The organism is Burkholderia sp. Ac-20365, assembly GCF_017104715.1.
GTDB lineage: Bacteria > Pseudomonadota > Gammaproteobacteria > Burkholderiales > Burkholderiaceae > Paraburkholderia.
This window is the reverse complement of record NZ_JAAGPI010000042.1, coordinates 1-12,323: the sequence shown is the minus strand read 5'-3', so window position 1 is coordinate 12,323 and position 12,323 is coordinate 1. Positions and strand designations below refer to the sequence as shown.

Below are 12,323 nucleotides of genomic sequence, written 5' to 3'. Positions count from 1 at the left end.
CTGTCGTTACCAGACGTTACCCGGCTTGACAGTCCGCAAGCCGCTTAGCCGTCGCTCCTGCCCGTATCCGGAAGTCATCCTGCGCTTTGGGCCCGTAGCCGCCTGCTACGCGGCTATAATTTGCCCAACTTCCCAGCCCGACTCCCCATGGCACGGACACCTCTGCTGTCCTCGAGCATCGGCCGGCGCGTACGACGTCTGTGGCGTCAGTACGGCATCTTCTGGCTGGGCGCGATCGCTGTCGGTCTCATCGCCGTCTACTATGCGCGGCTGATCGACGTCGGCTACAACGCTTTCCTCCATCTGCAAAACGAGCACCGCTGGCTCACGCTGCTGCTGACGCCCGCCGTCGCCGCCGTGTCGGTCTGGCTTACGCGGCGTTTCTTTCAGGGCGCCGAGGGCAGCGGCATCTCACAGGTCATCGCGACGCTGCATTCGAACACGAGTGCAGCCGGCATGCGGCTGCTCACCTTCCCGATTCTGATCGGCAAGATTCTCGTGTCATTTCTCGCGATTCTCGGCGGCTTCACGATCGGGCGCGAGGGGCCAACCGTGCAGGTCGGCGCAGCGCTGATGTTCAATCTGCGCCGTCTTTATCCGCGCTCGAATGCGCAGATTGAACGGCAACTGGTGCTGGCGGGCGCGGCGGCGGGGCTTTCAGCGGCTTTCAACACGCCGCTCGCGGGCATTGTGTTCGCGATCGAAGAACTCACGCGCAGTTTCGAAGCGCGCGCGAGCGGCGTGCTGATCACGGCCATTATCATCGCCGGCATTATTGCGCTCGGGTTCAACGGCAACTACACGTACTTCGGCACGATCGACATCGGCACGCATTTCCCTGATTCGCTCGCGGTCGCGGTCGTCATTACGGGGATCGTCACGGGCATCGCGGGCGGCGTGTTTGGCTGGCTGCTGCTGAACACCCAACGCTGGATACCGGAGCCGCTGCGCCGCCTGAACAGCGAGCGGCCCGTCGCGTTCGCCGCGTTGTGTGGTCTCGTCATCGCGGTGATCGGGCTCGTGTCGGGCGGTACGACTTTCGGCAGCGGCTATGCGGAAGCGCGCGGGCTGCTTTACGGTACCGAGCAGCTGTCGGTGTTCTATCCGCTGCTGAAGATGGCGTCGATGATCGGCTCGTATCTGCCGGGCATTCCAGGCGGCATTTTTGCGCCGTCGCTGTCGATCGGCGCGGGCTTCGGCAACGTGCTGCACATGGCGTTCAGCGACATGCAATTGCCGATGCTGATCGCACTCGCGATGGTTGGCTATCTGGCTGCCGTCACGCAATCGCCGATCACGTCGTTTGTGATTGTGATGGAAATGATCAACGGGCACGCGCTGGTGATTTCGTTGATGGCGACGGCGCTCGTGTCGAGCCGGATTTCGGGGATGTTCGCGCCGCCGTTGTATGAGGCGTTGGCGAATCGGTATATGACGCCGTCTGCGGCTGAGTCTGTTGCTGGCGCTCAGGAGGAGGAAGACGTGTCGTCAGCTGGGCAGTCTGAGACGCGCAGTGAAGCGAAGGAATGATGTTGAGGTTGGTTTGGTTTGGTTTGGTTTGCCTGGGTTTTCGCTGGCATCCGCGTTAGCGCCTACGCGGCGCAGGCGTTGCCCCTGTGCGGGGCGGCACCTACTTTTCTTTGCCGCGGCAAAGAAAAGTAGGCAAAAGAAAGCCGCTGAACACCGCTAGTTCTTCTCTTTGCCCACGGGCCCCCAACGGCCCCGTCCCGTTCGCGGCAACGTTCTTCTCAATGCCCGTTGCCAGCGCCTTGAAACAGCGCCTCACCCGCTGCACGCTCCCGCGTCGCCATACACGCGATCAAATCGCCCACGTTCTATAGCGGCAAACTGTGTGTCGGCTGTCGTGGCGTATGCGCTTCACTCCGGACTGAAAACCAAGGTGGGCCGCTCGGAAGCAGGATCGGTGTCGTAGGAGCGCTGACGCGTGAAGTACTACGACCTACACACAGTTTGCCACCTGGGCGGCCGTAACCATTCGCTGCCGCTGGCAGTTGTACGGGTGTTTGAAGTAGGTGAGGCGCCTAGCCGAAGCGCTGGCAACGGGCGGTGACCGGGAAGTTGCCATGTGAAGCAGAGGAACCGTTGGGGGTCCTCAGGCAGTGGTTGAGAACGGGCGGTGTTAGCCCGCTTTCTTTGCTTACTTTCTTTGCGGCGGCAAAGAAAGTAAGTGCCGCCCCGCACAGGGGCAACGCCTGAACCACCGATAACAAACCGCGGATGCCAGCGAAAAAGCCATAAAAACCAAACCAGCGTCGCAAGACAATCAAAAAGCCCAAAAAAAATCGGGCGACGGCCAAATCAAAACCGTCCCCCGACCTCCCCATTCGTCAATACACGACAACACCCACCGGATGGTAATACACCGGCCGTGCCGGCACGACGACGCAACCAGCCAACGTAACCGCCATCGCGACGATCACGAGCAAGGTCCTTTTTCTCATATGACAGCTCCCTTGTAGGTTGCGAATAATCGCGCTCTTGGGCGCGTAAGAAGAACGGGCCGATAGCAGCACGCGATGCCATCAGCACGCGCCATCGCTACCCGTTCGATGATCATTCACACATCAGGCCCAGTGGCCGCCCACCCACCGCCAGTTCGGTCCATGCGCGACCCAGTGGCCCGGCACCCAGTGATAGCCGACGCGCTCGGCCTGCCAGTGACCCTGCACCCATACGTAACGGCCGTGATCCCAGCGCCAGTGGCCCTTGTCCCACACATAGCCGACGCGCGGCGCAGGCACGGCTTCGAAGCGCTCCACGGGCGGCGCCGACGGCGCCACGACGATTACCTCGGCCGCCGAAGCCGAAGCAGCAGCAGACAAACCGGACATCACCAGCACAGCGGAAGCAGCGAGCAAACGAATCGACCTGTTCATGTTTTCACCCCTTGTGTCAGCACCGAATGACGGCGTTGCCAGTTCAATGCGCGAGGTGACGAAAACGCTGACAGTGGCCGTGTAACGGCATGCCCTCAAGTGCAACGGATTATTTCGGGGGATTCAGACGACAGAGACGCGCGCAAAAACGCGGACATGACAGATGCGCGCCACCTCAGACAGCGGCGCGCATCAGACGATGAAAAAGCGAGAGAACGAAAAGTTACAGACTACGGACCAATCAAGCCTGCGGAATCTCGATCTTGACCTCAAGCACTTCGAGGTCGTCGTGACGTTCGAGATTGACGCGGATATCGTCGTCGGAAATCTTCACGTACTTCGAAATCACAGCGACGAGCTCACGTTGCAACGCGGGCAGATAATCGGCGGGCGCTTTGCCGCCCACGCGCTCATGCGCGATGATCAGCTGCAGGCGTTCCTTCGCTATCGACGCGGACTTCTTCTTCTCGCCCAGCAAAAAGGAAAGAATCGACATCACGTGCGCCCCCCTTACTTGGTGCCGAAGAGGCGCTGCAGCAGGCCTGGCTTCTGGTAATCGGTAAAGCGAAGCGACTTCTGCTCGCCAAGGAAACGCGACACGACATCCTTGTACGCTTCTGCGACATCCGTGCCGTCGAGGTGCACAGCCGGCAAGCCCTGGTTCGACGCGTGCAGCACGGCTTCCGATTCCGGAATCACGCCGATCAGATCGATGCGCAGGATTTCCTGAATGTCGGTGAGCGACAGCATTTCACCTTCGCTCACACGCTTCGGGTTGTAGCGCGTGATCAGCAGGTGTTCCTTGATCGGCTCCTTGCCTTCGATCGCACGCTTCGTCTTCGACGACAGAATGCCGAGAATGCGATCCGAGTCGCGCACCGACGACACTTCCGGGTTCGTCACGATCAGCGCTTCGTCCGCGAAGTGCATCGCGAGCAGCGCGCCCGATTCGATGCCCGCCGGCGAATCGCAGACGATGTATTCGAAGTCCATCGCGATCAGGTCGTTGATGACCTTCTCGACACCTTCCATCGTCAGCGCGTCTTTATCGCGCGTCTGCGACGCCGGGAGGATGAAGAGGTTCTCGCACTTCTTGTCCTTGATCAGCGCCTGATTGAGGTTGGCTTCGCCCTGGATCACGTTGATCAGGTCGTACACCACGCGACGCTCGCAACCCATGATGAGATCGAGATTGCGCAGACCGACGTCGAAATCGATCACTGCCGTTTTCGAGCCACGCAATGCGAGCGCGGAGGCGAAGCTCGCGCTCGTGGTCGTCTTGCCTACGCCACCCTTGCCCGAAGTCACCACAATGATTTTTGCCATTACCCTTTACCTTGTGTTCGTCAATTCGTCTATTGAGTCCGGCGGGAGTTCCATCGCGCGACGCGCACACTGCATGCGCGGCCCACGCGTCAGGTGAGCCGCAGCGGTTCGATCATCAGTTTTTCTTCGTCGAGCCAGATCTGCACCGGCTTGCCGAGCACGTCGGCAGGCAGCGGGTTCTCGGTCGTCCGGTAGATGCCCGCGATCGAGATCAGTTCCGGTTCGAGGCACGTGCAGAAGATGCGCGCGTCGTGATTGCCGTGCACGCCCGCGAGCGCGCGGCCGCGCAACGGCGCGTAAATATGGATGTTGCCTTCCGCGATCACTTCGGCGCCGTTGCTCACCATGCCGAGCACGACCAGATCGCCCTTCGCGTAGATGCGCTGGCCGGAACGCAGCGGCTTGTCGATCACCGTGGTCTGCGACGAGGTGCCGATGCGCACGGGTTCGGTCGCGTCCGATGCTGCCGGCTCCGCAACCTGCGTTGCGGGAGCGGGAACCGCTTCTATTTTTGTCGCAGCTGTGGCTTCGCCGCTTTCATCGCCACTGCCCTTGCCCGGACGCGGGTCGCGCGCATCGAGCAGCGGCAACCCTGCCTCGTTCGCCCATGCGTGCTGCGCGCTGTCGGCGACCACGCCGATCGGACGCATGCGCACGCTGTCCAGCAGCTTCGCGATATCCGCGAGCGGCACGCGCTCGTTTTCTGCAAGACGGCGCACGTCGATCGCCACGGTGTCGTTCGCGAAGAATTCGGGCGTCGCCTCGAAGCGCCGGTTCAGCTCGGCACGCATCTCTTCGAGGTTGGTCGTCTTGACGACAAACAGCAGCGTGTCGACCGCGCCACTGCGCAGTTCAAAAAATGGCGATTTCCTGGGCGACATAGCGTTCGGCAAAAAATTTTGCGTATTTTACAGGCGTCCAGGCGAACGGTGAGCTTTTTTGCCAATAAGTCTTCACGCGACAGGAAAATGCCGCGCACGTGCTTGCCGCGGCGGCATGGATCGACAAAAAGTGGGAAAGACGTGCGCGAACGGCGCGCGTTGAAAACGGCCAGGGAGGTGGCTAGCCGGTTTGCCCGTGCGTGAAGTCGCCGGATGCCGCTTCCTGCGGCACATGCCGCACGAGCAGCGTCTGGAACTGGTCGGGCGCGCGGGCAATGCGTTCGTGCTCGCCGGTCGGGCCGAAGCCGAGGCGTTCGTAGAAGCGCATGGCGTTACGGTTTTCGTCGGCGATCCACGCGTAGATTTCCGCGGCGCCCGCTCCGGCAAGCCAGCCGCTGGCGGTGTTGACCAGCAGTTCCCCGCCACGCAGATGGCGCACGGCCGGCGCGACCCACAACTCGCTGACGAACGCGCGGTGCGACGGCGCGTCTTCGAAACACGCGTCGATCAGACCGGCGGGATGCCCTTCCGTGTAAAGGATGAACGAGGTCGAGGTGGCGGACGCGGCGTGGCGCGCGGCCGTCTCTTCGAACCTGGACGCATCGGCCGACAGCGCTTCTTCGAGCGTCTCGCCGAACGCGTAAGGCGCTTCGCGCAGCGAAGCGGTACGAAGCTCGCGGAAGACGGCGCCCTGATCGGCTGCGATGCGGCGAACGGTCAGTGAAGGACTCATGCGGTCGAAAATCCCTTAAATCCCTTGTGTCATCGGGGTCTAGCGCGTAGCTTCAACCGAACCGACGCTTGAGTCAAATCTTTAATTCGGCGCAGTGCGAGCCAGCACGCATGGGTTGACACAGGCTCGCAAAAGCGGCACGCGCCTTGTCAGGCGTTTTGCATTGCAACGCCGCGGGCGGCTGCGAATGACCACGCCGGCTGGCGCCGATACAGGCCAGCGGCGTGCCGCAGTGCTTCAATGCGTATCAAGGCGCTTCGTAGCTTCCCGTGCCGTCAGGCCACGGCGTGAGCAGCTCGTAGCCGTTGTCTGTGACGGCAACCATGTGCTCCCACTGCGCGGACAACGAGCGGTCCTTGGTGACGACCGTCCAGCCGTCGCGCATCACCGTCGTGCCGGCGCGGCCCGCGTTGATCATCGGCTCGATCGTGAAGACCATGCCCGGCTTCAGGCGCACGCCCTGCCCCGGCTGGCCGTAGTGCAGGACCTGCGGGTCTTCGTGATAGACCTTGCCGATGCCGTGGCCGCAGTAGTCGCGCACGATCGAAAAGCCTTCACGCTGCGCGATCTTCTGGATTGCATAACCGACGTCGCCGAGCGTCGCGCCCGGCTTCACCTGGCGGATGCCTTCGAGCATCGCCTCATAGGTCGTGTCGATCAGTTGCCGCGCGACGGTGCTCGGCTCGCCGACCGTGTACATGCGGCTGGTGTCGCCGAAATAGCCGTCCTTGATGACGGCCACGTCGATATTGATGATGTCGCCGTCCTTGAGGACTTCGCCGCGATCGGGAATGCCGTGGCACACGACGGAATTCACCGACGTGCACACCGTCTTCGGAAAGCCCATATAGCCGACGTTCGCGGCGATCGCCTTCTGCGTGTTGACGATGTAGTCGTGGCAGATCGCGTCGAGTTCGCCCGTCGAGATGCCTGGCTTCACATGCTCGCCGATCATGGCGAGCACGTCGGCGGCGAGCCGGCCTGAGATGCGCAGGCGCGCGATGTCTTCGGGAGTCTTGTAGGTGATGGCCATGTCGGAAAAGCGTAGGCGGCACACATGGCGCGACGCGTTCAGCGTCGTCTGCGACGGGCAGTCAGGCGGGAATCATGCGCTTCAGGGCGCCGCCGCCTGGCGAGGAATGGCCCGCATCGCAGCCATGCGCGCGGTTGTCGATCAGGCCATTGTACAGAGTCTGCCCGCGCGGCCGCCTCGGACCTTGCAGCGACCGGCGCGCATCAGCCCGGCGGCGAGCGCCGGATGGCCGCGGCGATGTCGCGGCTCACGGCCGCGAGCGCACGGCTGTGCGCGGCGACGAGCGCCGCGTCGTCGGCGCCCTGTACCGGCTCGCGCACCGTCGAGCGGCCCGTCAGCAAGTCCTTGCGGCCCGCGACACGCACCGTCCAGATTGCGTCCACCGCGACGGCTTCGCCCGGCATCGAATCGAACTGCACGATATCGACGCGCACGCGGCACGCCTCCGTGCCCGCCACCGTCTGAGACGATACCGACACGCGCGGCGAGCCGAGCAGGCGGGTCAGGTCAGCGGCGATCACGTCGGCGACACCGCTCTTGAGCGGCTCGCCCCAGCGCGAGAACTCGTTGAGCTTCACCTCGTTGCCTGACACGCGCGTAACGAGCTGCGGCCGGTCGACCAGTTCGGGCACTGTGACCGGCCCGACCACCACCGATACCCCCAACGGCACGCTCGACGTATCGAGTGTCGAATCGGGACTCAGCGTATAGAAGTTCGAGCGCGGCGAACTGCACGCGGCGAGGATAAGCGCGACGCAAACACATGTGCCGCGCGGGAGCATCGATCGCTTCACTTTGCGTCCTCCTGTTTGCCTCGCAGCAGCGCTTCCGGATGGCGTTGCAGATAATCCGAGAGCGCGCGGAACGACGCGGCCGTGCGCGCGAGTTCGCGGATTGCGTCACTCGTGTCCTGCTGCAGCGTCGAATCGGGCGCCAGCGCGCTGTTCGCCGAGTTGAGCGTGGCCTGCGCCGCCGACAGCGTGCTCTTCGCCTGCGGCACGACCTGCGTGTTGAGGCTCCGCATCAGCGCGCCCGCGTCGGCGAGTGTCTGCTGCGTGTTCTTGCCGATCTGCTCGAGCGGCAGTTTGTCGATCCGCGCCATGATCCGGTTGATTGATTCCTGCAGCGACTGCAATCCGCTCGGCTCGGTCGGCAACTCGGCCGGCGTGCGGCTCCAGTCGACGCTCGCCTTCTGCGCGTGCGGGAAGAAATCGAACGAGACGTAGAGCTGGCCCGTCAGCAGGCTGCCTGTCTTCAGCTGTCCACGGAAACCGCGCGCCACGAGGAAATCCGCGATCTCCTTCGGATCGCGCATCACGCGTCCGCTGCCTGGCTTGTCGCCCGAATAGCGCGACGTGAAGCGCTCCGGATAGAACTTGATCTCGACGGGAATGCTGATCTGTTTCGTGACGGGATCGAAGCGCGTATAGATTGCCGACACCTCGCCAAGCACGATGCCGCGGAAATCGACGGGCGCACCCACCGTCAGCCCACGCACCGATTCCTTGAAATTGAGCACGTAGGTATCGACGATACGGTCTTGCACCTTCAACGCGTCGGCGCGCGTCGCGAAGAGTGTGAACGACGTGCGCGCCGGCGCTTCGGATTCCGCCAGCGACGCCGCTGGAGTTTCAAACGCCAGCCCGCCGATCAGGATCGACACCAGCGACTGCGTGTTGATCTTCACGCCTTCCGTGCCGAGCGAGACGTCGATGCCACCCGCTTCCCAGAAGCGCGAATCGTTCTTCACGTAGCGATCGTACGGCGCGTTCACGAAAATGCGCAGCGTGATGCCACCGCCGTCCTTGTCGAGTTCGAACGCCGTCACCTGCCCCACGCGCAGGCGCCGGAAATACACCGGCGAGCCGACGTCGAGCGACGCGAGATTCGACGTTTTCAGCACGAACTCGCGGCCCGGCACATCGCTCGCGAACACGGGCGGCGTTTCGAGGCCCGTATAGTCGTGGCGCTCGTGCTTCGCATGACCGATGTCCATGCCGATGAACGCGCCCGACAGCAGCGTACCGATCCCCGACACGTTGCCGCCCGCCACGCGCGGCCGCTCGACCCAGAAGCGCGTATCGTCGACGAGCATCTCGGAGGCGTCGCGCGTGAGTTCCGCGGTCGCGACGACATGCTTATAGTCCTTCGACAAGGCCACCTTCTTGACGACGCCGATGTCGACGTCCTTGAACTTGATTTTGGTCTTGCCTGCTTCGAGCCCCTCGCCCGTCTTGAAGCTGATCGTGATGGTCGGCCCTTGCGACAACACGGCCTGTACCGCGAGCCACACGCCGATCAGCACGGCGACGATGGGCACGAGCCAGATCCACGAGATACGCCAGCGCTTGCGCGGCACGGCGATCGCGTCGGGCAGCTCGGGCGGCCGGCTCATTCCGGTTTCCTCGCGTCCCAGGTCAGGCGCGGATCGAACGACAGCGCGGCGAACATCGTCAGCACGACGACCGAGCCGAACGCGATCGCTGCCGGACCGGCGCGCACGGTAGCGAGCGCATTGAACTGTACGAGGGCCGTGAGCACGGCGATCACGTAGATATCGAGCATCGACCAGCGCCCGACCAGCTCGACGATCCGGTAGATGCGGGCGCGCTGCTCCGGCTGCCACGTCGAGTGGAAATTCGCCGAGCTAGCCAGAAAGCCGATGGCGAGAATCTTCAGCATCGGCACCGCAATGCTGGCGATGAACACAAGTACGGCGAGCGGCCAGGAACCCGACGTCCACAGATACACGACGCCGCTCATGATCGTGTCCTCCTGCGCGCCGAACAGCGAACTCGTGTCCATCACGGGCAGCACGTTGGCGGGGATGTAGAGGATGATCGCCGCGATCAGAAACGCCCACGTGCGCGCGAGGCTGTCAGGCTTGCGAAGATGCAGGTGCGCGCCGCAACGCGCGCAGTGCGCGGGATGAGCAGGCACGTGCACGGCGGCATGCAGGTTCGCCGCGTCCCGTTCGTCTTGTGCCTGCGAGCGCGGGATCCGCGCGAGCAGCCCGCAGTCATGACACACGGAGAGGCCGCACGCCGCCGCCGTTTCAGCGGGGAACGGTGTGTCGCTATCGAACGCGGGGCCGGCATCGGGGACACCTTCAAGGCGTGCCCACAGGTCGCGCGTATCGAACGCGGACGCGGCGGCCGCGAGCATCAGCATCAGGGCGCCGAACGACCACAACGCCGGCCCCGTCACCACCGATGCGATATGCGCGAGCTTCACCAGCGCGACGAGCAGACCGAGAATCAGCACTTCCGTCATGCCCCATTCCTGCGCGACGCGCAGCCCGCGGAACACGGCGTCCGCGCGATACGGCATGCGTCCGAGCCGCAACGGCAGCAGCAGCCACACCAGGCCGAGCGCCTGGCATGCGGGCATCAGTATTGTCGTGATGAAGATCAGCGCCGACAGCGGCCACATGCCGTCCCGATACAGCACGCGTACTGCGCCGAACATCGTCGTCTCGACGAGATCGCCGTTCACCGCGAGGCCGACGATCGGAAACCCGTTCGACACGATCCACAGCACACAGGCGGCGAGTGCATAAGCGAGCGTGCGATCGAGACTGTTCGCGTGATGCCGGTACAGCGTCGCGCGGCAGCGGCAGCAGCGCAGCACGCCTTCGGGCGGCACGGCGCTCTCGCGCTGCAGCAGGTCGCACTCGTGGCAGGCAATCACAGGCGTGCGGGTAGCGTGACCGAGATAGGTCGAAGTGGCTGCATCGCTCATTTCGCACTCTGCGCAGCGGCATCGCCGCCGGGTTGTTGCGTCTGCGCCGACTGCGTCGTCAGCCCTTCGGCCGTGACGACCCAGCCGCCGCCCATCGCCTTGTACAGGTTCACGTATGACCCCAGCACGCCCGCCTGCGTCTGCGTCTCGCTCAACTGCGCGTTGAACAGACTGCGCTCGGCATCGAGCACCTCGATATAGCTCGTGTAGCCGCCCTCATAGCGCAGCCTTGCCAGATGCGCGTACGTGGCCAGCGCCTGCACCTGCCGCTCCTGCACATCGAACTGCTCGCGCAGCTTCTGCGACGAGATCAGCGCATCGTCGACTTCCTGGAACGCGACCTGGATCGCCTTGCGATACGAATACAGCGCCTGCTGCTGCACCGCCTCAGCCTGTTTCACCTGACCGGCGATCGCGCCGCCTTCGAAGATCGGCTGCGTCACCGACCCCGCAAACGACCACACGCGCGCCGGCCCCGTGAAGAGCTTCGAGAACTGGCCGCTTTGCGTGCCGAACAGGCCCGTGATCGAAATCTGCGGGAAATACAGCGCCTTCGCGGCCCCGATCTGCGCGTTCGCCGCCACCAGATCCTGCTCGGCCTGGCGCAGGTCCGGACGCCGCTCGAGCAGATCCGACGGCAGCCCGGCGGGCACGGCCGGCGCCGCGAGTTCGGCGAGCGTGCGCCCGCGCAGGATGTCGCCCGGATTGCGCCCGAGCAGCACGGAGAGCGCGTCTTCCTGCTGCGCGATCTGTGCCTCGAGCTGCGGAATCGCCGCCCGCGATGCCTCGTATTCGGACTGGCTCTGCGCGAGTTCCATCTGCGACACCTCGCCGCCCCTGAAGCGCAGTTCGAACACACGCACGGATTCGGCGCGGCTGTCTGTAGTCGCTTTCGCGATCTCCAGCTGCCGGTCGAGACTGCGCAGATTGATATACGACGAGGCCACCGACGACACCAGCGTGAGGACCGTGCCGCGCTTCGCTTCTTCCGTCGACAGCAGGCTCGCGCGTGCGGATTCCGTCAGCCGCCGGTTGCGGCCGAACAGGTCAATCTCCCACGACGCCGACAGCGCCACCTGATACGTGTTGAACACGGGGTTCTGCACGTTCGCGAGCAGCGGCGACGAGGACGTCGAGAGACGCTGACGTTCGGCGTCGAAGCCCGCGTTGACCTGCGGCAGGAGCGCCGCGCGCGTGGTGACGAACTGGCCGAGGAACTGGTCGACGCGCGCGGCGGCGACTTTCACGTCGTTGTTGTTTGCGAGTGCCGTGGTGATCAGCTCATTGAGCACCGGGTCGTCGAACTGTTTCCACCATTCGGTATTCGCGATGTCGGCCGCGTAGTGGTCCGGGAAGCGGTAGGTCGCGGGCACGTCGAGCGGCGGGCGCGAGTAGTTCGGCCCGAGCAGGCAGCCGCCCAGCAGCAGCACGCACGGCACGCAGAGAACGAGGGCGCGGCGCATGTCAGTCGCCCTCGCGCGGTGCGGACGGGTTGGTGGTCGGGCCGCCGCCTGGCTTCGGGCCGCCCGCTGACGGCGGCACCTTCGGCGGTTCTCCCGGCGTTGAACCCGGACCCGGCGCAGAAGGCGGCACATCGCCCGCCTTCTTGGCCTTCTTCTTCTCCGAGCGTTCCGACATCGTCTCCAGCACGTAGAAGAACATCGGAATAAAGAACACGGCAATCGCCGTCGCCCCGAGCATCCCGCCGATCA

General features: G+C 64.0%; 13 protein-coding genes. 1 reads left to right on the top strand and 12 read right to left on the bottom strand.

Annotated features, from left to right (window positions below; all coding sequences use genetic code 11):
* The first annotated feature begins 147 nt into the window (after positions 1 to 147).
* A complete protein-coding gene (locus tag G3O01_RS38445; RefSeq protein ID WP_205812523.1) occupies positions 148 to 1,530 on the top strand; it encodes a chloride channel protein in 1,383 nt (460 codons plus the stop codon).
* A gap of 512 nt (positions 1,531 to 2,042) precedes the next feature.
* On the opposite strand, the gene G3O01_RS38440 is transcribed toward G3O01_RS38445, so the two are convergent.
* The 12 genes from G3O01_RS38440 to G3O01_RS38385 all read right to left on the bottom strand — a co-directional run.
* Complete coding sequence (locus G3O01_RS38440; RefSeq protein ID WP_205812522.1) at positions 2,043 to 2,318, bottom strand: hypothetical protein; 276 nt, start codon at positions 2,316 to 2,318, stop codon at positions 2,043 to 2,045.
* A 267-nt stretch (positions 2,319 to 2,585) separates the two neighbouring features.
* Positions 2,586 to 2,897 (bottom strand): YXWGXW repeat-containing protein, encoded by a 312-nt coding sequence (locus G3O01_RS38435; protein WP_205812521.1) that lies wholly within the window; start codon positions 2,895 to 2,897, stop codon positions 2,586 to 2,588.
* A gap of 241 nt (positions 2,898 to 3,138) precedes the next feature.
* On the bottom strand, positions 3,139 to 3,393 hold the full coding sequence (minE, locus tag G3O01_RS38430) for a cell division topological specificity factor MinE (RefSeq protein ID WP_007583338.1): 255 nt from the start codon (positions 3,391 to 3,393) through the stop codon (positions 3,139 to 3,141).
* 14 nt (positions 3,394 to 3,407) lie between these two features.
* Complete coding sequence (minD, locus tag G3O01_RS38425; protein WP_007175863.1) at positions 3,408 to 4,223, bottom strand: septum site-determining protein MinD; 816 nt, start codon at positions 4,221 to 4,223, stop codon at positions 3,408 to 3,410.
* Between the two features lie 89 nt (positions 4,224 to 4,312).
* Positions 4,313 to 5,104, bottom strand: a complete 792-nt coding sequence (minC, locus tag G3O01_RS38420) for a septum site-determining protein MinC (protein ID WP_205812520.1) — start codon at positions 5,102 to 5,104, stop codon at positions 4,313 to 4,315.
* A 181-nt stretch (positions 5,105 to 5,285) separates the two neighbouring features.
* Positions 5,286 to 5,837, bottom strand: a complete 552-nt coding sequence (locus G3O01_RS38415) for a GNAT family N-acetyltransferase (protein WP_205812519.1) — start codon at positions 5,835 to 5,837, stop codon at positions 5,286 to 5,288.
* 247 nt (positions 5,838 to 6,084) lie between these two features.
* The gene (gene map / locus G3O01_RS38410; RefSeq protein ID WP_205812518.1) at positions 6,085 to 6,870 is read right to left on the bottom strand and encodes a type I methionyl aminopeptidase; all 786 of its coding nucleotides are present in this window, start codon (positions 6,868 to 6,870) and stop codon (positions 6,085 to 6,087) included.
* 203 nt (positions 6,871 to 7,073) lie between these two features.
* The gene (locus tag G3O01_RS38405; RefSeq protein ID WP_346779254.1) at positions 7,074 to 7,664 is read right to left on the bottom strand and encodes a PqiC family protein; all 591 of its coding nucleotides are present in this window, start codon (positions 7,662 to 7,664) and stop codon (positions 7,074 to 7,076) included.
* Positions 7,661 to 9,265: an MlaD family protein gene (locus G3O01_RS38400; RefSeq protein ID WP_205812517.1), complete on the bottom strand. Its 1,605-nt coding sequence runs from the start codon at positions 9,263 to 9,265 to the stop codon at positions 7,661 to 7,663. The genes G3O01_RS38405 and G3O01_RS38400 overlap by 4 nt, the downstream gene beginning before the upstream one ends.
* Positions 9,262 to 10,611: a paraquat-inducible protein A gene (locus G3O01_RS38395; RefSeq protein WP_205812511.1), complete on the bottom strand. Its 1,350-nt coding sequence runs from the start codon at positions 10,609 to 10,611 to the stop codon at positions 9,262 to 9,264. Before G3O01_RS38395 ends, G3O01_RS38400 begins: the two co-directional genes overlap by 4 nt.
* The gene (locus G3O01_RS38390; RefSeq protein WP_205812510.1) at positions 10,608 to 12,074 is read right to left on the bottom strand and encodes an efflux transporter outer membrane subunit; all 1,467 of its coding nucleotides are present in this window, start codon (positions 12,072 to 12,074) and stop codon (positions 10,608 to 10,610) included. Before G3O01_RS38390 ends, G3O01_RS38395 begins: the two co-directional genes overlap by 4 nt.
* 1 nt (position 12,075) lies before the next feature.
* Positions 12,076 to 12,323 (bottom strand): hypothetical protein (locus G3O01_RS38385; protein ID WP_205812508.1); only part of this gene is annotated, 248 nt, incomplete at its 5' end.